Genomic DNA, 24,163 nt, shown 5'->3' on the forward strand with positions numbered 1-24,163 from the left:
TTTGTAATATTGGTGTTATAGCTAAGTAAGGGGATAATTGCTATACTGATAATAAATACATTAAAATTAGATTAAAAATATAGATTATTCAAACTATTAACTCGATACCATTGGAGATATTGATCATGAATATGAATCAAGACATTTTTAAAGTATCAGTAGTCATTGCACATTATAATGCGGGTGATTATATCAAAAAAGCACTCGACTCGCTTGCTAGACAAACGATGCCGCAATCAGATTTTGAGGTCATTATTGTTGATGACAGAAGTACGCAACCTTTGGACGTCATTCTTGCTTATCAAGACAAAATAAAACACCTCAAAATTATTAAAGAGTCACAAAACCATGGTTATCCGAGCATTCCTAGAAATCATGGCATAAATGAGGCAAGAGGCACTTTTGTCATGTTAATGGACCAGGATGACAATTTGGCTGATAACACGCTTGAACGCTTTGTCAGCTTTGCTGGGGATGATTCTGATGTCATTATTGGCAAGTATGCGCAAGGACAAAATTTTAATGGCACGCAAGTCCCATTTGAAGCAGGACAGAATATTAAAGATGCGAGCATGCTCACGGACCATATTTTAAACACGCTGGCGCCACATAAAATGTATCGCAGGGCCATGCTGAATAACTATGATGTACGTTTTTATGATAGTGATGACATTCCAGTAGAAGAAGATCAGGTGTTTAATATGAAGGCGTACTCAGTGTCTCGAAAAATTTCAATCTTGGCTGATCAGAATTATTATTTTTGGAATCAGCGCGACGATCTTGGTAATTTGGGTAAAAGTGAAACATATACCTATAATGAACCTTGGAAGTATTTGAACATTTTGTCGGCAGTACTGGACATTATTGAAGCTTCATCCGTCTGGCAATCACATGAGAAATCAGTGCTCAAGGCGATGTATATTGGTAGACTATTCTATTCTTATGGGACATTACTTGCTATTCTAAAAATTCAAAAAGGCGCTGATCAGCGTGAGCAACTCATTACTGGGTTACGAGAAATCATTGCGCAACACTTATTAGAACAGGATATAACCTATGTTTGTCCGCAAAGCCAATGGTTGGTATTAGGTGTTAAACATGGTTTGAACTATCGTGAGCTACAGGATTTGAAAAAAGAATTGGTGAATACAAACTTAAAAGAACAACAGGTCAATGTGTTGGACGGTAAGATGATCAGACAGATCGTTATTAAAGGCAAGTCATATAGTGTGCCAGTAGATTTTACGATTAAAACCTAGCTTCCATTGACTGATTAAAGCCAAATAATTGCAGATATGTACTATTTTATCCGTATGTACCGTTAAGGAGAAAAATGATGAAAGGTATTATCTTAGCCGGAGGCTCCGGCACGCGACTTTATCCCATTACTAAAGCAACCAGTAAACAGTTGGTGCCTATTTATGACAAACCGATGATTTATTATCCAATGTCTGTTTTGATGTTGGCTGGAATTAAAGATATTTTACTGATTTCAACGCCCGAGTATGTGGGGCAGTTTGAAGAATTGTTTGGTAACGGCCATGACTTGGGGCTGACTATTCAATATGCGACACAAGAAACACCACGCGGTTTGGCTGATGCTTTTATTGTTGGCGCTGATTTTATTGGGGATGATACAGTAGCTTTGGTGTTGGGTGATAATATTTTTTATGGCGCAGGGTTGTCAAAAAAATTACAAGAGGCAGCCTTAAAACAATCAGGTGCCACAATTTTTGGGTACCAAGTGAAAGATCCTGAACGCTTTGGTGTTGTCGACTTTGATAAATCCGGTCGCGCGCGATCAATTGTTGAAAAACCAACCAATCCAAAATCAAACTATGCAGTTACTGGTTTGTACTTTTACGATAATGATGTTGTGAACATTGCAGCCCGTGTGCAGCCGTCAGCACGTGGTGAAATCGAAATTTCTGATATTAACCAAGCCTATTTGGAACGTGGTGATCTAGATGTCCAAGTGATGGGGCGTGGTTATGCATGGTTAGATACAGGAACTCATGATTCACTGATTGAAGCATCATCATTTGTGGCGACCTTACAAAATCAGCAAAATTTAAAAATTGCGTCACTGGAAGAAATTGCTTATCGGATGGGTTACATTAGCTTGAGGCAACTAGAAGCATTAGCACAGCCTTTGCAGAAGAATGATTATGGGCAATATTTGCTTCGAATCATTGCTGAAGAAAAGTAATATTTTTGGTAATGTCGACACAAATATTTAGTATCACGCCAATGTAAAGATAAGTGCATCATTGCACTTAGTTTTTGTAATAATGTTGTAATAGATCAATCAAGATTTAATTGGTAAACTTAAGTGATACAGATTAAACCTAGATTAAATGTTTTTGCTGGAAAATTTAATCAAACGGTTTTTAAACAGTATATTAATATATGAGACGGAGAGAGTCGATGTATACCAAGTATATAAAGCAGTTTTTTGACCTTTTTTTTGCGACCCTTTTCATCATATTATTATCTCCGTTGCTTTCAATTGTGTTTATAATATTACTTTTAACAACAAAAGATAGTCCAATTTATAAGCAGGATCGAGTTGGACAATATGGCAAAATTTTTAAAATATATAAATTTAGAACTTTACCTAAAAACACGCCGATTCTTGTTGGTCAGGCGCGTGTGAAAATTAGAAACCGTGTTTCGCCTTTTGCGCGCTTTTTGCGAAATACGTCAATTGATGAATTACCACAATTATGGAATGTATTACAAGGAGATATGAGTATTATTGGACCGCGGCCAGTGGTTCCTCAAGAAGCAAAATTAGTGGCTTTGAGAACAGCGTCAGGCGCAATTAATGTCAAACCAGGAATTACAGGGCTGGCCCAAGTTAAAGGCCGTAAAAAGTTAAATGATCGTCAAAAAGCTGATTATGATGCGATATACAGTCAACGCATATCGGCGAAAGAGGACTTACTAATTCTCATATTGACCTTGCCAATCATTGTAGAAAGAGATGGTGTGAAGAAATTTTTTCAAAAAAAGCATTGATAGTAGCATCAACTGCATCGTTTTTGGCACAATTTAATCATCGAAACATTAACATTTTACAAAAATTGGGATACGAGGTTCATGTCGCGGCAAATTTCACGCATTATGGGACGCTATCTGGAAAGAGTAATCAACGATTTATTGATTGGTTATATGAGAAAGATGTTGTTGTACATAATTTGAGTATAGAGCGTGGCTTTGGTAAGTTGACTGATAATATCAATGCCGTAGGGCAATTGAATAAACTTATGAAACGTGAGAATTTTGAATTTATTCATGTTCATACACCTATTGCTTCTGTTTTAGGACGACTTGCTGCGTGGAAAAATAAAGTACCAGTTGTTTATACAGCGCATGGGTTTCATTTTTCAAAAACGAGTCCTTTGATTAACTGGGTAACTTATCCAATAGAGTGGCTGTTGTCGTTTGTAACGTATCAGCTTATTGTCATTAATCAAGAAGATTATAATCTTGCAAAAAAACACTTACATGCTAAGCGGTTAGATTATCAAGCCGGTGTGGGTGTTAATTATAGTTTATTAAACAAACGAGAACCCTCCGAAAAACAGCAAGCACTAGCTTATATTCAAGAAAAATTCAATTTGCCATCTGATGCAAAGATTATTGTCTCTGTTGGTGAATTATCCCGACGTAAAAATCATCGTGTGGTTATTGAAGCATTACATCAATTGAATCGGTCTAATCTGCATTATATCATTGCTGGTAAAGGACCATTATTAGATGAATTAACAACGCTGGCAATAGAGTTACATGTTAGAGATCAAGTTCATTTTTTAAAGTACACGACCAATATACGCCGATTAAATCTATCTGCAGATGTAGCCGTGTTACCATCGTTACGAGAAGGCTTATCTCGGGCTGGTCTTGAGGCAATACGTGATGGTGTTTACCTAATTGGTTCGGATATTCGAGGTATACGAGACTATATATTAAATGAAGAAGTGGGTGTCACGTTTAAGCCACGTGATAGTCAACAGCTAGCCGGGTTATTAGAAGATGCCATAGATAACCCTCGTATGACTTTGAGTGATCGTAGTATTTTGCAACTAATGACGTATGATCGGAAAAATATTGATCAGCAAATGGAACAAGTTTATCAACGAATGGGGACAATTCATGCCAATAGACTTCGTGATATTGTGGGTTGACGGCAACGACCCACAATGGCAAACTAAAAAAGCACAATATCAGTCGAATACGGAAGAACTTAATGGCAATGAAAGGTATCGAGACTATGGCACTTTGAAGTATTGGTTCCGTATGGTTGAAACTAATGCGCCGTGGGTTAATAAAATACACTTTGTGACGGATCATCAAGTGCCTGAATGGTTGAACACCGAGCATTCTAAGTTGCATATTGTAAATCATGAAACATTTATGCCTAAAGATGCGGTCCCGACTTTTAATTCAAATGCAATTCAAATGTATATTCATGAGATTGATGGGTTAGCAGAACATTTCGTTTTGTTTGATGATGACATGTTTATCAATCGTCCAATTAAACCAACTCATTTTTTTGATAAAAAAGGACAACCCAAGGATATTTTTGGTTCCAATGTTATTAATCCTGTTGACGACTTTGCGCACCTATTTGTTAATAACTTACGTTTGATTAACCAAGTATATAACAAGCACCAGGTGATTAAACAACATTTTTTCAAATTTATTAACTGGCGTTATGGCACAATGAATTTAGTTAACTTGTACCTGCTACCATTTTCAACTTTTACCCGTTTCTATGATAGTCACATACCGTATGCTTATCTAAAAAGTCATTACAGGCATGTGCTTGAGATGAATAAATCATATCAAGATCAAACCGGTCATCATAAATTTAGGGACACCACAGACATTAGTCATTGGTTAGTTAGATATGATAGATTAGTGCGTGGTGAATTTATGCCTGTACATAAAGGGTTAGGACGGTTACAATATTTAGGGGATAACTTAGATAAACATCGTCAGTTAGTCACAATATCCGATCGTGATATGGGTGAAGCACAATTTCAATTAGAAACTAAACGATTAGTGGAAACTTTTGAAAATAATTATAGAAAATCATCATTTGAGAAATGAACTATGAGTGAAGAAAAAATAAAAATTAGCGTTAAAAATGTGACTAAGCGTTTTGAACTAATGAAAACGCGATCAGAGAAAATATTAAATATGCTCAGTTTTTCTGCCAAGAAAGACAGAGCTTTTTGGGCGTTAAAGGGGGTTTCTTTCGATGTCTTTGCTGGCGAAGCAATCGGCGTTGTAGGACTAAATGGTTCTGGTAAATCAACGCTACTAAACATCGTAAGTGAAATCTACCCGCAAACGACGGGAGACTTAACAATTAATGGCAATACGTCTATTATCAGTATCGGGGCGGGCTTGAAACCTGCCTTAACTGGTAGGGATAATATTCAATTAAAGCTGTTAATGTCTGGATTAACTAAAAAGCAGATCAAAGCAATTGCGCCCACGATTATAGCATTTTCGGAATTGGGCGATTTTATTGATCAACCCGTTAAGAGCTATTCATCAGGAATGAAAGCCAAATTAGGTTTCTCAATTATGGCGCATACTGATCCAGATATCATGATCATTGATGAAGCACTATCTGTTGGTGATTCAACTTTTGCCAATAAAAGCTTTGAAAAAATTCGTGAGTTTAAAGCACAGGGAAAGACGATTTTTTTTGTTAGTCACTCTGCCAGTCAAGTTAAGCAAATTGCAGATCGAGTGATTTGGATGCATTTTGGGGAACTCCATGAAATTGGACCAACAGAAGTTGTTATGAAGAGATATACAGATTGGCAGCGACGTTTTAGTAAACGACCACGTAGAGAAAGAGAAAAGTATATTCTCAAAATGAAATTTGCTCAGAAAGATTTTTCAGCAGTGGATATTGTAAAAAAGCAATTAGATGTTAGCTTACCTAGTGTAACAAAGCCTACAAGAGTTTCTATTCATCAAGCTGAACAAATTGAGCATGAACAAAAAAAGTTAGTTAAAAAAGCAACACGTAAGACAAAGAAACAAATTCAAAATGTTAAGTTTGGAATATTAAATTGGGTTATTGTGGCAATTTTGATTATAGTGTTGGGAATGACTAGTTCTGTCACACTTGCCGATTCTAAATTAGTAAATAAAGAGGCAAGTAAAACTAATCAGAGTAAAAAAACCAAACAAACAAAGTCTGGTGGTAAAGTCTCATCAAAAAATGGTAATAGTTTAAAAAAAGAGAAGAGCAGTACCTCATCCGAAACCTCTGTTATGGAATCTACTAATTCAGTCAGTACTAGTTCTATTGTAGATGATAATGGTAATGGTGTACCTGATGATCAAGAGCAGGTCGCCGATTCAAGTATTGCTGTAACGGATAACACTGACATAGTACCAGATGTAACGTATACACAGCCACCTGTTTATGGGAATAGCGATGCTGCAACGCAAGGTAACAACGTTCAGCAGGAAGTTCCTGCAGCTAATACACCATCTGCTTCTGATCAAAATGGGTCAACATCAGCATCTGGCAATAGTGAAGTATCTGATGCTAGTAGTGCGGCAACTACTAGTGAACCTGGGAGGACGCCATGATAAAGGCATTTAAAATATTGTATGATCAAATTAAGTTTTTTCCGTTAATATTGAGGATGGTAAAGTATGGTGATCAAAGTACTTATCAAAATCTATTTTTAGGGCAAATTTGGAAAATAGTTGATCCAATATTGCAGGTTAGTGTTTATTTTTTTATTTTCGGTTTAGGATTACGTGGATTGCAACCCGGCCAAACGGTGTTAGGTTACTTAGCCTGGTTAATGATAGGTATGGGTATTTGGCGATTTATGAGCGCAGGTATTTTATCAGGTTCAGAATCCATTAAAAAACAAATTGGCTTAGCAACTAAGATGAAATTCCCTTTGTCAATTTTGCCATCAATTTCAATTGCCTCAGCAGGATGGATATTTGTGACGTTGGAGAGCGTTTCTATTATATTTATCATACTTAATGGTGATGGGTTTAGTCCTCATTGGTATGCTAGCTTTTATTTCATGTTTGCTGCGGTAATATTTAGTTATAGTTTTGCATTATTAAATTCTTCCATTTTAATATTAATTCCCGACTATATTAGTATTCTTAGGTTGGTAATGTCTATGGGAATGTGGGTAAGCGGAGTAATTTTTGATTTAGACCAAATGCAGAGTAGCATTGGAAATATATTAAGATTAAGTCCTTTTTACTATATAGTTTATGGCCTGCGTGATACAATTTATCAGCCAACACCCTTATTTGCACGTCATTTTATCAATAGCACGATTATTTTTTGGTCAGTGGTTGTTATATTTATGATTACTGGGTCGTATTTTCATGAGAAATTTAAAAGGGATTTTGTAGAGTACTTATAGGAGCATAAAAATGAACGAAACAAATTTAAGATCAAATTTAACCAAAAGCACTAAATCATTTTCTATCATCATGGCTGCCTATAATGTAGAAAAATACCTTGATGAAGCCATTACATCTATAGTTAATCAAACTCTCAATTTTAAAAAATATGTAGAAATTATCATTGTTAATGATGGATCAAGTGATAATACATTAATTGTTGCTCAACGTTGGCAAAATGACTATCCAGACAATATCAAAGTAGTTGACAAAGTGAATGAGGGGGTTTCGGCGGCAAGAAATGCTGGCTTAAAAGTGTCGTCTGGAAAGATCATTAATTTTATGGACGCTGATGACATGCTGGATAGTGGGGCATTGTATGCTTTGAACCTATTTTTTCAAAACCATGCTGACGTCAAAATAGTTAAAATACCGTTGATGATGTTTGAGGCTAAAACAGGTCCGCATGTTTTAAATAAAATATTTACGAAATCTGAAGAAATTGTAAATATTGAGTCAGCACCTTCTAAAATTTTTGCCCACATATCTTCAACATTTATTGTTAGAAGTTTATTAATTGAAAACAACTTAGAGTTTGAAGTAGGACGAAAGTATGGAGAAGATCTTTCGTTAGTTGCTCAAATTGTAGAGATTGAACAAAAATTTGGGCTTATAAACGATATATATTATTTATATCGTGCTAGAGATGCTGCCGACTCTGCGATGGATAGTTCACGTAGTGATCCTGAAACATATATTCCAAATGTTGAGATGCTCATTAAACTAGCCGAAAGTAATCAAAACGAAACAGGTCAGATTGATAAATGGCTACAGATGTTAATTATGTATGACATAGCTTGGAAAGTGAGACGGGAAGAATTACCTTTTGTTGGTGATTCTGCTTGGTATGATACATATTTAGATAAATTGACAGATATTTTACATTATATTTCGGAAGATGTCATTGACAGTCAGGGACACTTATCTTGGGTAAAGAAGGAAAGTATAAAATATATAAAAAATAGTGGTAAGTGGCCTGATTATAGACGTCCAATTGGTAATGTGATTAAAACAAAAAAAGATGTAATATTAAGTGCAGGGAAAAAGAAATACAGACTTAGTAACTTAGAAGGTAAGATATATGTGGCTAAGTACCGACCAGAAACAGACACCTTAAATCTAACTATAGTTATAAATCATTTATGGGGAGATTTACTGTCTTTGGTTGCGACTGATGGTGATAAGGTATTCCATGCTGAGTCTATTAATGAACCAGCTCGTCAAAAAATGATAAGCTTACCTATTCAATCAATAAAAACATTTGAATTCAATATTGATTTGGTTGATTTAAATGATTCAGAACAACTATCTTTTGAGGTTAAATATGAAGGCATTTCACTACCTCTGAAAGTGAATTTTGCTGGAATGCTTGTTTCAATAGGGGGTGGAATAAAAAAGAACTATGTTTGGTCTAGAACTAAACTATTGCGATTTAACTTTGATAAGAACCAATTTTCTATACTTAATAACACAGTACAAAATCTTTTAAAGTTAGAAACTGATTTTAAAAAAGGGATACTAGCGACACATCTCGACAATGATAGGAAACAAGAACTTATTGAACTTAGAAAGCTTGCTTTGCGTAGCAAAGGATCCAGCCAAGTCATCAATATATTTCAAGATCGTGAAGACAGAGCAGATGATAACGCTGAAGTTTTTTATCAATTCGTGCAAAAAAACCATCCTGAGTGGACAAATGTATTCGTATTGAAACCTGATTCTCCTGATTGGGATCGCTTAGATAATTTAAATTACAAGTTAGTTGAGTATGGATCAAAACTGCATGAACAAATGTTAGTTCAGGCAACAAATCTAATATCTAGTCAAGCTGACTTAACAATAATGCGACCATGGGCTAAAGACTATGGCTATTTGAGGGATGCATACCATTATAATTTTATTTTTCTTCAGCACGGTGTTACGAAACACGATTTAAGTATTTGGTTACGTAAAATAGAAAAAGATATACGTGTGTTGGTGACTGTAAGTGATTACGAGAAAAAAGGGTTTTTAGACTATGGTTATGAATATTCGGAGAATGAAGTTGTAGTTACGGGATTCCCCAGGTTTGATAGATTTTCTATTTTGAATACAGAAAGTGACTTCAAAAAAGAAGGCGTTATTCTGATAGCACCAACATGGAGAAATGGCATATGGGGTGAAGCCGACAGTTTGGACGTTAAAAAGCAAAAGCTTATAGAAACAGAATTTTTTAAAAAATGGCAAGAATTACTGCTTGATCCACGTCTTGAAAAACTCGTAGAAACTGGAAATGAAATACTTTGGTTACCACATCCTCATTTTAGAGAAGTTGATAGTGCATTTGAAATACCTAATTACGTTAGAGAAGTTAGAACTGATGAGCGTTATGTAGATATTCTTAAATACTCGGATACACTGGTTACTGATTTTTCATCTATTTATTTTGATATGGCGTATCAAAATAAGCCAACAATATATTACCAATTTGATTCTGGAAATGTTAATAATAAAGCAGGTTATTTTGATTTCGAGACAATGGGCTTTGGCCCGGTATTCGAAAATTTGGACGGAACTATGGATCAACTGCAGATGATTTCTAAAAATGGATTTAGCATAAATGCACACTATATGGAACGTATTCAAAATTTCTTTAAGTATGTTGATAATGATAGTTCTGAACGTCTGGCAGTTGAGGTAGAGAGCTTAGTTAAATATAAGCTTGAACAGGAAGCTACTATGTATAGTGACGAACAATTGTCAGAAGTTTTTAGTGGCGCAGTTTCAAGTATTTCGTTAAAGGTTGAAAAAGCGCAAAATAAGTCTAAGCTTAACTTTAAAAAAGCACGTAAATATGTTAAGAATCATCTTAAAAATGATTCCTTATCATATAAAATGGCTAAACTAGTATATAGTAAAGTCAAGTAGGGGTGAAAACAGTGACTATAGAAAAGTTAGATCTTATTCGCGAATGGCATCCACAGTTTGAATCTGAAAAAATTGAAGTTACAACGCATTCATCGCAATCTATGATGCAACTAGCACGACAAAATGATGTAATTCATCAGAAATATTTGGAATTATTACATCATGATTTCATGTTAGGTGAGCATAAGGATGGCGTTTCGTTCTTTATGCAACGTAGCAAATGGACATGGATGCGCAAAGATATTTTGAAAAAACATGGTATATTTTATACAGTCGAATTACCGGATATTAAGTATCGAAATATGCCTGATAATAATTTAGTTGTTATCTTTTCCTTTTTTGGAACTGATAGTTCCAACGCTGGATTGAGAACGTTTCCTGAATATTTTCCGGATATTCAAAAAAACATTAAAAAAGGGACAACTATTTTAAGAATAATGGACTTTAATTTATCCCATGGCAGTTTTTATTTGAATACTGTTAACTATCCAGATTTTGAAACTAACATACAAAAAGTAATCCGTTCAGTAATTTCTGAAAAAAATATAGATGATGGCAACGTTGTGTTATTAGGTAGTTCTAAGGGGGGAACAGGTGCACTATATCATGGCTTAATGGGAAATTGGAAAAGTCTAAGTATTGATCCGATAACCAACGATAATTTTTTCGTTAATGAAAAAAAAGATTGGCATTTCATGATAGGATCACGAGAACTGGACTTTGTTCCAGAAATGAAACAACTAGCTAAAATTGGTAATCGTCAAGCTATAGTTGTTGGTGATTCAATGGTACCCGAAACTTTTAAAGATTTAGAACGCTTAAATGGTAGTAGGCGAATTAAAATTTATGACACAAAAAATCCACTTGCGTATATGCATTCTTTGGTGGGACCAAGTGCAAAAATTGAAATGGTCACACTTTTGAATTTATTGCTAGATTCTCAACTTAGTAAGTGGGTGTCACAATTAGGAGAACAAAATGAATAAATTTGTAGTATGGGGTAGCAAGGGATATGTGAATGATTATTCGCCAACGGAGGTTATAAACCAGCATATTTGGGGTCAAAATATGGGGAACATGCTTTTTTATGGTTCAGTATATAATACTATCAATGATGGTGAAAATAACATTATTAGTGACAACGTGAGTATAGAATCTATTAATAACTCTGATTATTTTTTGTTACCACAAGCCAATCTTTTTTATAAGTATTTTATAAACAATATCGAAAATCATATAGAACGATTTAAGCAAATAACAGTTCCTTCAGTAATTGTTGGAATTGGATATCAATCGTCAGTAGGTGGGACTTCACTTAGTGAAGAAGACCCTAGGCTTAATGAAGCGGTTAGACGATTTGGGGCGGAAGTACTGAAACATAGTGCATCAATTGGGGTACGTGGTAGAATTACTAAAGATTACTTAATGGGTCTGGGATTTGCTGAAAGTGATGTTGATATTATTGGTGATCCTTCGATTAGATTCTTTGGTGGTAAGTTTAATACCGAACTAAGAGAATATAAAGCGTTTGATCCTAAATTTAAAATAGCGGTTAACTATACACCATCTAGGTATAATAAAAAATGGGGAGAATTAATTAATTCAATATTTGATAATTACGACAATTCGTTTGCCATATTGCAAGACACTTATGAATTTCATCCATTGAAGTGGAAGTATGAAGGCTTATTACTTCCCGAGGTACCTGCGAGTGTCAAAAAAGCAAATATACCAGTAATGAGCGGTTCAAAAATTCATAAGGAAAATAGGGCTAGATTTTTTACAGATCCAAAGTCCTGGTTTACTTCGTTAGCAACTTTTGATTTTTCTATTGGAACGCGAATTCATGGTAACATTGCAGCTATTTTGTCCGGTACTCCTGCTATGACAATTGCAATTGATACAAGAACATTGGAATTAGCTGAATATTTTAAAATGCCTTATATTAAATTAGAGGATATAACAGCAGATACAACTGTAGAGCAATTGTATAATCAAGCAGTGCGTGAAATGCCTGTTTTCTATAGTAATTACAATAATGTTTTACGAGATTATGAAAAGTTCTTTAAAAAGAATGACATTCCTGTAAATAACGATTTTTTCAAAAAATAAAAAAAGAAGGTGTAGAATGAGTAATATTTTAAAGTGGGTTTTTGGTGTCATAATTGGAGCAGTTGTGACAAGCCTAGTGTTTGTTCTATTTGTCAATCCTGCGACCAAGTCAAAACAATCAGGTGAACAACAAGTATTTGTTTCTAAAGAAGTAGCTATTAAGGATGGTTCATATAAGGTATTAAAGGGAACAAAGGACTGGAAAAAGTGGACAATAAAGGGAAATAATATTTCGTCTGAGAATAAAAAGTCTTGGCATATTGTAAGTTCCGGTAAGAATAAAGATGATGGGATGCTTGTTATTCAAAATAAGAACAATACCACTGCTTTTAAGGTTAAGAATGAAGATGGGCAATACTTACTTTTCCGCTATCGGAATGGAAATGCTGAAAAAATTGCTAGTATAATATTAAAATAATTAATAATATATCCATTAAATCGCATAAGCGATTTAGTACATATGTTTATTGGGGGCGAACAGAATCATGGAATACAAATATAGATTTAGTATAATAATGGCAGTATATAATCAAGAAGCATTTATTAATGCTGCAATTAATAGTGTATTAACACAAACTGAAGAATCAGAATCAATACAACTTATTTTGATTAATGATGGTTCTACTGACAGGAGTGGAGAAATTGCTTATCAATTTTCAGAAAAATATGATAATGTATTTTACTTAAGTCAAGAAAATAAAGGGGTTTCTGCAGCAAGAAACTTGGGTATGAGTATAGCTGAGGGTGAGTTCTGGAATTTTATGGATCCGGATGACATGATTGATGACACGATGTTAGAAAAAGTGTATTCATTTCTAAAACCACGAAAAAAGTTAACAGATGTTGCAGTAGTTCCATTGTATTTTTTTGGTGATCAAACAGGGGATCATCCATTAAATACTCGCTTTTCTTCGGGGACTAGATTAGTTGATTTAACTTCTGCCGGTCAAGACATGATTGCATTATCGTTGTCTACAGCGTTTGTGTCAAAAGAGGCTTTTAAAAACAGAAAATTTAATACGACTTTAAAAGTTTCGGAAGATATGTTGCTACTTAACACTATTTTGCTTGATAAATTAACGTTAGGTATTGTTAGTGATGTGGAGTATTGGTATCGCAGAATAAATGGTTATGGTGCACTCAAAAAAACTGCTTCTGAACTAACTTTTGAGGAGACGAAATTACGTTTTTCCGTAGACGCTACGCTTTTAGAAAATAGCTTAGCGCGTTATCAAGCTATACCAAAATTTATTCAAAATACTGTAATATATGATTTGTCTTGGCAATTAAAAGGAAGTGCTTTTCAAAATGATGCGGTATTAAAGGAGGAGCAAAAGTTAATAATAAGAGACCAATACTTATATCCGTTGTTCAGTAAATATATTGATTATGCACTTATACAGCAGAGCCTGAGGTTGCCTTATTGGGTTAAAAAAGAAATTATAGAACGTAAGGCAGATTACTTAGGAAATGCTGCTGTTCAAAATGCATTTAGTGTAACCCGGAACAGTTATAAGACCGTTGACTTTGAAGATAGAAAAGCTACATTTGTAGTAGCAGAAGAAAATAAAGAAAATATTTCGCTATATTTTCAAATTCGATTCGGTTCTCAATACTTAAAGTATCAACCTGATTTTAAAATCTCATTGCATATTGGCCGAGCAGTTCTTAAACCAACATATATTCAAAGCGATAGCGGAAATATTTCTAAAAATTTATACCAGGATTTAGTCGTTCAAGAATACTTAAGGTTTGATTTAGATAAAAATAACGATCAATTATTGAACACTGCTATTAAAGTTGTAATTAGCGATGGTATAAAGAAGAAAGCAATTATAGTCCAATATAAGAAACATGAGTTTTCAAGTTTAGACGACAACAAGATAACCATTGATGCCATATCCGAAAATTTCGCCACCCAATTAGAAAATTCACAGTTGCAGATTGTTAGGCGTGATGCAAAAGTTAATAATAGTTTGTTGCAAGAAGTTTTTGGTAACGACAGGGGTGAAAAATTTCAATATCGAAATAGACTATTGTCGAAGGCAAAGCCGATTTGGTTATTTGAAGACAGACCTAGCAAGGCCGGAGATAATGCAGAAGCGATGTTTAGCTACGTTGTACGTAACCATCCAGAAATTGATGCCTATTTTGTTATCAGCGAGGAAAGTGAAGATTACGAACGGATAGCACAGTTAGGTAATGTACTTCCTAAGTTTTCAAAAGAACACCAAGAGATATGGGCTATTTGTGACGTCATTCTTAGTGCACATGCTGAATATCAAATATTTAATCCTATGGGACACGGTAATCAACAAAAACATGAGGATTACTATAAGGGATTGCGAATATTAAATAAGCCCAAGTTTGTTTTTTTACAGCACGGCATATCTCGTAGTAGTCATAGTTTGAGTCCATGGTTACAGAAATCAAATAAAAATATTAGTTTGTTAGTTACCTCAACTTTGTATGAAGAGCAAGAATTTTTAAAAGAAACATATCATTATAATAAAAGTATTGTAAAAATTTTAGGAATGCCTAGACTTGATGAATTACTTATAAGTAGCGATGTAAACAAAGAAAAGTTGATATTATTTATGCCTACTTGGCGCAAATATTTGGAAAAACTATCAGATGAACAATTTATGCGAACAGACTATTTTATTCAAATTAATAATTTCTTAAATGACAAAGTAATGCAAAATCATTTAAAAAATAAAAAATATGTAATTGCTGTTAAACTACATCCGAATTTGACTAAATTTAGTGAATTATTTAAGAAAAATGATTATTACTATTTTTCAGATGAATCATACAAACTCCTATTCAAAAAAGGGGCAATAGGTATTACAGATTTTTCTTCCGCTATTTTAGACTTTGCATATATGAAAAAACCAATTATTCAATATATGTTTGATGAAAAAAATTATTTCAATGGTCACATTTTCCAAAGAATAGAAGGACAAAAAGAAGAAGCAATTTATGGAAACATCTATACTAACGAGCAATATAAGCAGTTCGTTAATGAGGTGATTCAAAAAATTGACGATCCAGTTATGTCTCCTGAATTTCAGAAAAAAGTTGATAAAGATTTTCCATACAGAGATGGAAATAATACAAAAAGAGTGTTCGATGCTGTAAGTTCTATGATGAAATAAAATAAATATACTAAAGCTAGAATGAGTAATATTATGAAAACTATGTATGTGGAAAAATATTCTGGTACCTTTGTTAAATTAGGGCGTTTTTCTCTATCAAGAAAAAAATTGTATAAAATATTGCGAAATAATGACTGGAATCCTGTTTATACTAAAGTTTATGAAAAAAAAGGAAATGATTTTTTACCTTTTCGACTTAATTTGATTCAATTTTTTCAGTTGTTCTTTTTTTCTCATGTTTATCAAATTAAGTCACCAGATCGTATGGTTTTGTATCCATTTGCAACACGTTCTAGAAATCTTGTTATTTCATATCGATCTGATAATGGTATGACAAAATCTAAAAGATTTAGACAATTTTGGGCGTATTTTCTAGCAACTATTATGAATACTATGTTTCCTATGAACAGACCAATGATTGTATATGAAAAATTGAGTGACCGAGCGCAAGAGTCAGGATATGCGTATTTTAAGTATATGAATAAATATCATGCTAAGGAACCAGTTTACTTTTTGATAAAGCTTGATTCACCAGATATTGATAAACTTTATGGTCTGAAAAATATTGTTGTACATGGTAGCTTCAAACATTTTTATTTGCTAATAAGATCTAAGTTATTCATTAGTTCTGAAACGCCAGGTCATGCTTACTTCTGGCGGGAAAACATGGGACTTACAGCTAATGTCGTTAGAACAAAGCCTTATGTTTTCTTGCAGCATGGTGTTTTGGGATTTAAAAAATTAGATAATTTGTTTTATGGTGATAGATTAACAGCGCCAGTTCGTTTAATCACGTCTTCACAGTTTGAGCAAGATATCGTAACTAAGCAGTTAGGATATGATGCTAGTAGAGCACCGATTACTGGACTAGCTCGTTGGGATTTAATTGATTTACCAAAAGAGCGCATGAATGTCAGGGATAAAATTTTATTTTTTTACACTTGGCGTCCGTGGTTGGATGATGTTGATGATGAAACGTTTGTTCAATCAGAGTATTTTTTGGCAATTAAAAAATCAATCAAACAAATTAGTAAGCTGTCATCTGATAAAAAAATCATTGTTATGATGCATCCTAAAATGCATGCCGCTTTGAATTCAAGTGACATGTTAAATATCAAACTATGGACAGACAACGATGGGCCTCTAAATGAATTAATGTCATCTGTTGCTTTGTTAGTAACGGACTATTCATCGTTATCTTGGGAAGCATATTATCGAGAAATACCAGTAGTTTTTAAAATGTTTGATAAAGAAAGATATGAAAAAGAAGTTGATAGTTATATCAATTTGGATGAGTTACCTTTTGGTATTAATGGCTCTGGTGATTTGTCATTTGCACTGGCAAAAGCAGAAGAGCAAAACTTTCACTTAAGACCTGAAGAGCTACTTAATAAGTCGAAGTATTTTGCTTATGAAGATCAAGGTGCAAGTGAGCGAATTCATGAAGTAGTTCAAAATATTGATTTGAAATCAATTAATCGGGATAAACGACGCAGTATGATACAGGCTATTTTACGATTGATACGATCGAAATAACTAAAGCTAATACGTAACTAACCTATTAAAAAAATAAAAAGATGTCAAAATTATAGAAAATATTTTAAAAAAAGCCATATCCAGGTTTACTTGGATATGGCTTTTTTAAGAATCACAAATAGAATTAATTTCATAATTTCAACAAAAATATTTTATATCTCTAAATAATATGTTAAATTTAAGGTATAAAGGTAATTTGCATTGTAGGGAATATAATATTTCTTGTCCGTTTCAGCTTTTAGAATTAAGAATTTTTTTATTAATTTCAACATCGAGGTATGAAATATAAGTTGAAAAATTGCTTGCAAAATAATTTAAAGGCCTAGCTTTTTTTAGTATCGCCGAAGAAGGGAAATAAAATGACTGAAGATTTTTTCGAAAAAAAGTTAGCGGGGAAAGCGATTCCTGCAATTCCTGGCATGATTGAATTTGATATTCCGGTTCACGGTGATAATCGTGGCTGGTTTAAAGAAAACTTTCAAAAAGAAAAGATGTTACCTTTAGGTTTTCCTGAATCATTTTTCCAAGACAATAAATTACAAAATAATGTGTCCTTATCACGCAAGGGTGTTTTGCGTGGCTTACATGCGGAACCATGGGATAAGTATATTTCTGTGGCTGATAATGGTCGTGTGTTAGGATCTTGGGTTGATTTACGCGAAGGTGATTCATTTGGGCATGTCTACCAGACCGTGATTGATGCCAGTAAGGGTATTTACGTACCACGTGGTGTCGCCAACGGCTTTCAGGTATTGAGTGAGACAGTGTCATATTCTTATCTGGTTAATGATTATTGGGCGTTAGCGTTAAAGCCAAAATATGCCTTTGTCAACTATGCAGATCCTGCCTTGGGCATCACGTGGGATGATGTTGAAAATGCTGAAGTCAGTGAAGCAGATAAAAATCATCCGCTACTAGAAGACGTTGTGCCACTGACAAAAGAGCAATTACAATAGGAGAATCGTTATGACAGAATACAAAAATATTTTAGTAACTGGTGGTGCTGGATTTATCGGTGCGAACTTTGTCCGCTATATTGTTGAAGAACATCCTGATGTTTTCGTGACAGTTTTGGATAAGTTGACCTATGCGGGGAACAAGGAAAACTTGGCAGGTTTGCCTGAAGATCGCGTTAAACTAGTAGTCGGCGACATTGTGGATGCACCATTAGTTGATCAACTCGTATCTGAAACAGATGCCGTGATTCACTACGCAGCCGAGAGTCATAATGATAACTCACTAAAAGATCCGTCTCCCTTTGTGCAGACTAACATTATTGGCACTTACACTTTAATTGAGGCAGCACGCAAGTACAACAAGCGTTTCCATCATGTTTCAACGGATGAAGTGTATGGTGATTTGCCACTACGTGAAGACTTGCCAGGTCATGGTGAAGGGGCTGGGGAAAAGTTCACCTCAGAGTCGCAATACCGCCCTTCAAGTCCTTATTCATCAACAAAAGCAGGGTCTGATTTGTTAGTTCGTGCTTGGGTGCGTTCATTTGGTTTGCAAGCAACGATCTCTAATACCTCGAACAACTATGGGCCATACCAACACATTGAAAAGTTTATTCCACGACAAGTGACGAATATTATTGCTGGCATTAAACCTAAATTATATGGCGCGGGTAAAAATGTTCGCGATTGGATTCATACTTACGATCACGCGACTGCGGTGTGGGCAATTTTAACGCAAGGTAAGATTGGTGAGACTTATTTGGTTGGTGCTGATGGTGAAAAAGATAATATCACTGTTTTACGTGCAATTTTGAAAGATATGGGCAAGGCCGAAGATGACTTTGACTTTGTAAAAGATCGTTCAGGGCATGATTTGCGTTATGCTATTGATGCCACAAAAATTCGTGAAGAATTGGGTTGGACACCAAAGTATACAGACTTTGAAACAGGTTTAGCTGATACGATCAAGTGGTATCAAGATAATCAATCTTGGTGGCAAGCTGAAAAAAATGAAGTTGAAGCAAAGTACGCACAAAATAATCAATAAATTTAAAACTCACGTCAGGTGAGTTTTTTGTCTATAAGGGAGAATTGAAATGAAGTTTTTAATCACAGGTGCTAATGGTCAATTAGGGCAAGAACTACAAAAATTATTACGTGAACGCGCATTGGGTTTTGTGGCGTTTGATTCTAAACAATTGGACATTACGAACCGTGTGGCAGTCTTAGCAGCTTTTGAAAAAGAACAACCAGACGTTGTGTTTCACGCTGCAGCTTACACAAAAGTTGATTTAGCAGAGGATGAAGGACGTGAATTAAATTGGCAAGTGAATGTCGATGGCACGAAAAACGTCGCTGATGCGGCTAAGCAATATGGCGCTAAGTTAGTTGCTGTATCAACGGACTATGTTTTTGATGGTACAAAAAATAATGATTATGTCGAAACAGATGCAGTGAATCCACAAAACGCTTATGGTCGCGCTAAGTTGGCCGGTGAATTAGCAGTTACAGAAAGTGGCGCTGATGCTTATATTGTCCGTACCAGCTGGGTATTTGGTGAGTTCGGGAATAACTTTGTCTATACGATGCGACGATTAGCCGCAACGCATCCTAAGTTAACAGTTGTCAATGATCAATTAGGCCGACCAACTTGGACACGAACATTAGCTGAATTTATGCTACATTTAATTAATGTTCAGGCGACTTATGGTGTTTATCATTTGTCTAATGCGGGGACGACGACATGGTTTGAATTTGCCCGTGAAATTTTGAAGGATACCGATGTTGAAGTAACGCCAGTAACTAGTGCTGAATTTCCACAAAAGGCTTATCGTCCAAGACATTCTGTGATGAGTTTGGAGAAAGCTGAAGCAACAGGATTTGAGATTTTGAATTGGCGTGAAGCTTTGGAGGCGTTTTTGATTGGGTTACATGTCAGCGACGAAAAATAAGTAATGAGATATAATTTTAAAAAAGCAAACGCTCGGAATGTATTTTGACATTTCGAGCGTTTTTATGAAAATAAATAAACAAGCTTAATTGAAACGTGTAAAATAGTCTTGTTGACCATAATAGTAATAGGAGTAAGGTTTTGAAAAAACATCATGTTTTAATTGTTGCTTTTTGTGTAATTGTATCAATCGGTATACCGTTGTCTATTGAATATTGGTGTCAGTGGCCGCATAGCGGACAAGGTGATTGGCTTAGTTTTTGGGGCAATACCTATGGTGCTATTGTCGGCATCTTAGTGTCAACAATTATTGCAGCAATTAATACAAAAAATCAAATTGCTGAAACAAAAAAATTAAACGATCGTGATCAATTAAATGCTCGTAAGTTGGACGAAATTAAAAACATTTTGACCAATATACATGGCATTAATTTAGAATTGATTTATTTTAATGCATATGTCGATGACTACATCGATGATCAATCAGAATCAGCATTACAAGAAAACGATTTATTAAGTGAACGGTAAGATTTAGACGAACGAATGGATAAAGTGAATGTATTCAGATCGTCATGTTCAACGTCCATTGGATTACTTAGTATTTATAGTGTTTCTAACACCACATTACAATCAGTACAACTTGATTTAGATCATGCCATTAATGCACTCAATATGTTTACAGAAAAGCAAGACACAGATAGCCAAAGTAATCTCTGGTTATTTTTGGAAGAAGTCTCAAGTGCATTAGATAAAGCCAGCATAAACGTCAATAAATTATTAGATGGCTTTATATTGAGAGAGTATATTGAATAAATAGTTATTAAATATATTCTATTTTTAGGATGATTAAATTTTGTGCATGTTTCTATATCTTTTTGGCGTGATATTTTTTATCTTTCTGAATGAAGATGTGAAGTGGCTAGCACTTGCAAATGCTAATTTTTCTGAAATTTCATTAATTGATAAGTCAGTGCTGATCAATAATTGTGCAGCGTCTTGTATTTTTTTATGAATAATATAAGACTTGACTGATTCAAAGTACTTTTTCTTAAATATAGGATTCAAGTTATTAATTGGTATAGTCAATTCGGATGCAATATTGTTTAAAGTCAACTTTTCATTGGTATGTTTATCAATATAATTTTTGATTAAATTCGCAGCAGGTAAATGCTTTTTTTGATTAAATTTTTTCATTTCTCTAAAGTACAACCAAGCTAAGTCAGTAATAATTTTGCTTAAATTTGTAAAATGAGATGATAATTCAATTTTTTTGACGATTTCACTTTGTAATTTAAGTGATAAGTGTGTAGGATAACCATGAACAATCATATTACGATGAATAATAGCGACGTAACTAATTAAAATATTTTTTTCGCCACGCGTTAAACTATTGATAGATAAACGTTTGCCATTTATAGGTAGACTAAGGAATTGATTTAAAAATAATTTAAAGGTTTGCTTATTAGATTCATTGATAGCTAGCATTAAATTAGTACTTATGATTGATATATCATCTAATTTATTGTCGGTGTTGTCTAGCGAATTTGTGTCTAATTTTCGAAAAAGTATTTGCTTATTTGGTGGACATTTTTTGGTATAAATAGCATAAAGTGATTTACATAATATCTGTTTATCACTCATGACACGCATTAAATTAGTTTCAAGGCTTAGCGAATTTAAATTTTCCTGTTGAAGAACAACAAATAAAATTGTTGTTTTTTTTGTTGCTGCTATGCGTAAAATAAAACCATCTGTGAAAATAAATATTTCATATACATTTTTTATCTCTAGGTTAGCAACTTTTCGGATTAGTTTATCAATATCTATTTTTTTTTCATCATTAATACTGTTGGCATAGTATACGTCATCATTTGGTGAGCCAATTAAAAAAACGGAACCATCAAATAATTGAGCTAAAAGAATTAAGTTATCCATAGGCCCCCTCCCTAAAAAATAATAAATTGAATAATCATAAATTTATAGAAATAAATTATTTTTTCGATTTTATGCTCCTGATTTTTCTAATTATAGCAGTAAATTTTATGTTTTTATTGTAAAAAGAAAAATTGGTTCCTTTTTTGATATAAAAGGTTCTTTTGTTATAAATATTTAAAAAGTCTGTGTGATAGACTCAGATTAGAATCATTTTAAGTATGAAAGGGAACTGGTTTATGATCAAAAAACATAGTTATTACAATTTATTCATACGGTTAATTTTGTATAAATAATATCAATCATATAAATTACCAATTTGATTGACTGTTTTTTAAATATTTAATCGCTTATAAATAAAAACGATTAAAAGATAGCTGAAAAATAATTACTTAGGGAGAAAAAATTATGTTCAATAAAGAAAATAATAATTCGTTAAAAAAAAATGAAAATAAGCATTATAAACTTTACAAAGATGTTAAATTTTGGGTAACAGCTTTAGCTGGTATCACGTTTAGTGTGGTTTCGACCTTCACTTCTGTTAGTGCGGATACAACAACAAATCAAAATGATACCAAAACTAGTTTGATAGATACAAAAGTACCTAGTGACTTAGCAACAGATACTCAAAAACAAGCTGCTGAATCGGCTATTGACAACGAGGCTGGCAAGATTACCACTAGCATTAATAATGACTCTCGTTTATCTCAAAATGAAAAAAATAAGCAGATTCAAAATGTGACTAATACTGCTACTAAGGTTAAAAATAATGTTGACCAATCTACTACATCAAATGATGTTAATAATACACAATCTGCTGGTATTATTAATATCGATAATCAATATGTTCCTGGTACTGGTGATGTTAATCAAGAATTAGATAAAAATGCAACTAATGATGATAATCAAAACAAAGACGAGACAAAGTCAGTAATGCTCGTATGCTAGTAAAGTGGACAACTGCTCGTATGCTAGTAAAGTGGACAACTTTTGATAGAGGATTCACGGTATAATTTTCAAAAAGAAAAGGAACTCACTAGCATGGCTCAAGCTAAAAATTTTCGTTACGCAGACGACTTCAAACAATCAATGGTGGCACTTTATCAAAGTGGCCGCTCTGCCAACTCACTTTCAAAAGAATACGGTGTCAGCGTCTCAACGTTGACCAAGTGGATTAACAATAATGGCACACAAACCATTGGTGATAAAGTATTTACCAATGCTGAAGTGAAGCAAATTTTAAAAGAAAATGCCCGTTTGAAAGAAGAACTTGATATTTTAAAACGAGCGGCGGTGTTACTGGCAAAGCGTTAAACCGTATCACCGCTTTACCAATCATTCAAGCCAACTTAGCCGTTGGCCATCGCATCACAACAATTCTCAAAGTCTTGCAAATTCCACGCAGTACTTATTACCAATGGTTGTCTCGTCAGCCAAGTCAACGTGAATTGGAAAACCAACGTATCACAGACCTTGGCTATGACATTTGGTTATCTAGCAACAAAGTTTACGGCTACAAACGCATTCACGTTGCCTTGAAACGCCAAGGCTTAACCGTTGGTGTCAAACGCGTTTGGCGCTTAATGAAAGCCATTCAAGCCCAATCCATCATGCAACGGCGTTTTAGAAAGCCCGTTACACAAGTTTTGTATGCGCAACGACCAAACTTGGTTAAGCATTTTGATGACATGAGCGGGATTTGGGTAGCTGATGTGACGTACATCCAAATGCCCGGTGGCAGTCATTTGTACTTAGGCACGGTGTTTGATCCAGAAGCGCGTAAGGTCTTATCACATAAGGTTAGTACCGTTCGTGATGGGCAATTTGTCGCCGACATTTTAACTGACGCGTTGAAACACCATGACGCACCGCGTTATTTGCACACAGATATGGGCAGTGAATACACCAGCTCAACATTTGATGAAGTGATGCAAAAGCACCAGATTAGGCATTCATATTCTAAAAAAGGGCATCCGTATGATAACGCTAGAATTGAAGTATGCCATTCAATTTTGAAACGGGAGCTAATTCATCCAAACCAATTTTCAAGTAAATTTGAATTGATTGCGCGTGTAGTATGGTACATCAATTGGTTTAACACAAAGCGGATTAATTTAATCGCTTAACACACGGTG

At 34.3% G+C, this 24,163-nt stretch carries 22 protein-coding genes; 21 read left to right on the forward strand and 1 reads right to left on the reverse strand.

The window, feature by feature from the left end:
* The first annotated feature begins 125 nt into the window (after positions 1–125).
* The 18 genes from LKI_RS09045 (at position 126) to LKI_RS09130 (ending at position 20,909) form a co-directional block, all read left to right on the forward strand.
* Positions 126–1,259, forward strand: coding sequence for a glycosyltransferase family 2 protein (locus LKI_RS09045; protein ID WP_013103844.1), 1,134 nt, complete (start codon positions 126–128; stop codon positions 1,257–1,259).
* 77 nt (positions 1,260–1,336) lie between these two features.
* Entirely contained in the window at positions 1,337–2,209 is an 873-nt protein-coding gene (rfbA, locus tag LKI_RS09050; RefSeq protein ID WP_013103845.1) for a glucose-1-phosphate thymidylyltransferase RfbA, read from the forward strand.
* Positions 2,210–2,427: 218 nt separating this feature from the next.
* A complete protein-coding gene (locus LKI_RS09055; protein ID WP_013103846.1) occupies positions 2,428–3,021 on the forward strand; it encodes a sugar transferase in 594 nt (197 codons plus the stop codon).
* Positions 3,018–4,190 carry a glycosyltransferase gene (locus tag LKI_RS09060; protein WP_013103847.1) on the forward strand — a complete coding sequence of 391 codons (1,173 nt, stop codon included), beginning with the start codon at positions 3,018–3,020 and terminating at the stop codon, positions 4,188–4,190. The genes LKI_RS09055 and LKI_RS09060 overlap by 4 nt, the downstream gene beginning before the upstream one ends.
* Positions 4,159–5,118, forward strand: coding sequence for a stealth family protein (locus LKI_RS09065; RefSeq protein ID WP_013103848.1), 960 nt, complete (start codon positions 4,159–4,161; stop codon positions 5,116–5,118). Before LKI_RS09060 ends, LKI_RS09065 begins: the two co-directional genes overlap by 32 nt.
* A 3-nt stretch (positions 5,119–5,121) precedes the next feature.
* A complete protein-coding gene (locus LKI_RS09070) occupies positions 5,122–6,627 on the forward strand; it encodes an ABC transporter ATP-binding protein (RefSeq protein ID WP_013103849.1) in 1,506 nt (501 codons plus the stop codon).
* Positions 6,624–7,436 (forward strand): ABC transporter permease, encoded by an 813-nt coding sequence (locus tag LKI_RS09075; protein WP_013103850.1) that lies wholly within the window; start codon positions 6,624–6,626, stop codon positions 7,434–7,436. Before LKI_RS09070 ends, LKI_RS09075 begins: the two co-directional genes overlap by 4 nt.
* 10 nt (positions 7,437–7,446) lie before the next feature.
* Positions 7,447–10,383 carry a CDP-glycerol glycerophosphotransferase family protein gene (locus tag LKI_RS09080; protein ID WP_013103851.1) on the forward strand — a complete coding sequence of 979 codons (2,937 nt, stop codon included), beginning with the start codon at positions 7,447–7,449 and terminating at the stop codon, positions 10,381–10,383.
* An 11-nt stretch (positions 10,384–10,394) separates the two neighbouring features.
* Positions 10,395–11,369 carry an XcbB/CpsF family capsular polysaccharide biosynthesis protein gene (locus tag LKI_RS09085; RefSeq protein WP_013103852.1) on the forward strand — a complete coding sequence of 325 codons (975 nt, stop codon included), beginning with the start codon at positions 10,395–10,397 and terminating at the stop codon, positions 11,367–11,369.
* On the forward strand, positions 11,362–12,495 hold the full coding sequence (locus tag LKI_RS09090; protein ID WP_013103853.1) for a polysaccharide pyruvyl transferase family protein: 1,134 nt from the start codon (positions 11,362–11,364) through the stop codon (positions 12,493–12,495). Before LKI_RS09085 ends, LKI_RS09090 begins: the two co-directional genes overlap by 8 nt.
* Before the next feature lie 16 nt (positions 12,496–12,511).
* On the forward strand, positions 12,512–12,913 hold the full coding sequence (locus LKI_RS09095; RefSeq protein WP_013103854.1) for a hypothetical protein: 402 nt from the start codon (positions 12,512–12,514) through the stop codon (positions 12,911–12,913).
* A gap of 67 nt (positions 12,914–12,980) precedes the next feature.
* Entirely contained in the window at positions 12,981–15,653 is a 2,673-nt protein-coding gene (locus tag LKI_RS09100) for a CDP-glycerol glycerophosphotransferase family protein (RefSeq protein ID WP_013103855.1), read from the forward strand.
* 33 nt (positions 15,654–15,686) lie between these two features.
* A complete protein-coding gene (locus LKI_RS09105) occupies positions 15,687–17,189 on the forward strand; it encodes a CDP-glycerol glycerophosphotransferase family protein (RefSeq protein ID WP_013103856.1) in 1,503 nt (500 codons plus the stop codon).
* 359 nt (positions 17,190–17,548) lie between these two features.
* The gene (locus tag LKI_RS09110) at positions 17,549–18,145 is read left to right on the forward strand and encodes a dTDP-4-dehydrorhamnose 3,5-epimerase family protein (protein ID WP_013103857.1); all 597 of its coding nucleotides are present in this window, start codon (positions 17,549–17,551) and stop codon (positions 18,143–18,145) included.
* A gap of 10 nt (positions 18,146–18,155) precedes the next feature.
* Positions 18,156–19,193 carry a dTDP-glucose 4,6-dehydratase gene (gene rfbB / locus LKI_RS09115; protein WP_013103858.1) on the forward strand — a complete coding sequence of 346 codons (1,038 nt, stop codon included), beginning with the start codon at positions 18,156–18,158 and terminating at the stop codon, positions 19,191–19,193.
* A gap of 49 nt (positions 19,194–19,242) precedes the next feature.
* The gene (gene rfbD, locus LKI_RS09120; RefSeq protein ID WP_013103859.1) at positions 19,243–20,097 is read left to right on the forward strand and encodes a dTDP-4-dehydrorhamnose reductase; all 855 of its coding nucleotides are present in this window, start codon (positions 19,243–19,245) and stop codon (positions 20,095–20,097) included.
* Between the two features lie 140 nt (positions 20,098–20,237).
* Entirely contained in the window at positions 20,238–20,624 is a 387-nt protein-coding gene (locus tag LKI_RS09125; RefSeq protein WP_013103860.1) for a hypothetical protein, read from the forward strand.
* 24 nt (positions 20,625–20,648) lie between these two features.
* A complete protein-coding gene (locus LKI_RS09130) occupies positions 20,649–20,909 on the forward strand; it encodes a hypothetical protein (protein WP_148215507.1) in 261 nt (86 codons plus the stop codon).
* A 33-nt stretch (positions 20,910–20,942) separates the two neighbouring features.
* Here LKI_RS09130 and LKI_RS09135 read toward each other — a convergent pair whose 3' ends face one another.
* Positions 20,943–22,031: a helix-turn-helix transcriptional regulator gene (locus LKI_RS09135; RefSeq protein WP_013103862.1), complete on the reverse strand. Its 1,089-nt coding sequence runs from the start codon at positions 22,029–22,031 to the stop codon at positions 20,943–20,945.
* A gap of 405 nt (positions 22,032–22,436) precedes the next feature.
* Between LKI_RS09135 and LKI_RS09140 the strand changes: the two genes are divergently transcribed.
* The 3 genes from LKI_RS09140 to LKI_RS09150 all read left to right on the forward strand — a co-directional run bounded on the left by LKI_RS09140 (position 22,437) and on the right by LKI_RS09150 (position 24,154).
* Complete coding sequence (locus LKI_RS09140; RefSeq protein WP_013103863.1) at positions 22,437–22,976, forward strand: DUF1542 domain-containing protein; 540 nt, start codon at positions 22,437–22,439, stop codon at positions 22,974–22,976.
* Between the two features lie 93 nt (positions 22,977–23,069).
* Positions 23,070–23,342, forward strand: coding sequence for an IS3 family transposase (locus tag LKI_RS09145; RefSeq protein ID WP_013103864.1), 273 nt, complete (start codon positions 23,070–23,072; stop codon positions 23,340–23,342).
* A 23-nt stretch (positions 23,343–23,365) separates the two neighbouring features.
* Positions 23,366–24,154: an IS3 family transposase gene (locus LKI_RS09150; protein WP_278183706.1), complete on the forward strand. Its 789-nt coding sequence runs from the start codon at positions 23,366–23,368 to the stop codon at positions 24,152–24,154.
* The last annotated feature ends 9 nt before the right edge of the window (positions 24,155–24,163 follow it).

It is taken from the genome of Leuconostoc kimchii IMSNU 11154 (assembly GCF_000092505.1).
GTDB lineage: Bacteria > Bacillota > Bacilli > Lactobacillales > Lactobacillaceae > Leuconostoc > Leuconostoc kimchii.

Bases quoted from the DNA above. Each gene is read 5' to 3' on its own strand.
- LKI_RS09045 (WP_013103844.1), top strand. From the start codon at position 126: ATGAATATGAATCAAGACATTTTTAAAGTATCAGTAGTCATTGCACAT.
- rfbA (WP_013103845.1), top strand. From the start codon at position 1,337: ATGAAAGGTATTATCTTAGCCGGAGGCTCCGGCACGCGACTTTATCCC.
- LKI_RS09055 (WP_013103846.1), top strand. From the start codon at position 2,428: ATGTATACCAAGTATATAAAGCAGTTTTTTGACCTTTTTTTTGCGACC.
- LKI_RS09065 (WP_013103848.1), top strand. From the start codon at position 4,159: ATGCCAATAGACTTCGTGATATTGTGGGTTGACGGCAACGACCCACAA.
- LKI_RS09070 (WP_013103849.1), top strand. From the start codon at position 5,122: ATGAGTGAAGAAAAAATAAAAATTAGCGTTAAAAATGTGACTAAGCGT.
- LKI_RS09075 (WP_013103850.1), top strand. From the start codon at position 6,624: ATGATAAAGGCATTTAAAATATTGTATGATCAAATTAAGTTTTTTCCG.
- LKI_RS09080 (WP_013103851.1), top strand. From the start codon at position 7,447: ATGAACGAAACAAATTTAAGATCAAATTTAACCAAAAGCACTAAATCA.
- LKI_RS09090 (WP_013103853.1), top strand. From the start codon at position 11,362: ATGAATAAATTTGTAGTATGGGGTAGCAAGGGATATGTGAATGATTAT.
- LKI_RS09095 (WP_013103854.1), top strand. From the start codon at position 12,512: ATGAGTAATATTTTAAAGTGGGTTTTTGGTGTCATAATTGGAGCAGTT.
- LKI_RS09100 (WP_013103855.1), top strand. From the start codon at position 12,981: ATGGAATACAAATATAGATTTAGTATAATAATGGCAGTATATAATCAA.
- LKI_RS09105 (WP_013103856.1), top strand. From the start codon at position 15,687: ATGAAAACTATGTATGTGGAAAAATATTCTGGTACCTTTGTTAAATTA.
- LKI_RS09110 (WP_013103857.1), top strand. From the start codon at position 17,549: ATGACTGAAGATTTTTTCGAAAAAAAGTTAGCGGGGAAAGCGATTCCT.
- rfbB (WP_013103858.1), top strand. From the start codon at position 18,156: ATGACAGAATACAAAAATATTTTAGTAACTGGTGGTGCTGGATTTATC.
- rfbD (WP_013103859.1), top strand. From the start codon at position 19,243: ATGAAGTTTTTAATCACAGGTGCTAATGGTCAATTAGGGCAAGAACTA.
- LKI_RS09135 (WP_013103862.1), bottom strand. From the start codon at position 22,031: ATGGATAACTTAATTCTTTTAGCTCAATTATTTGATGGTTCCGTTTTT.
- LKI_RS09140 (WP_013103863.1), top strand. From the start codon at position 22,437: ATGTTCAATAAAGAAAATAATAATTCGTTAAAAAAAAATGAAAATAAG.
- LKI_RS09145 (WP_013103864.1), top strand. From the start codon at position 23,070: ATGGCTCAAGCTAAAAATTTTCGTTACGCAGACGACTTCAAACAATCA.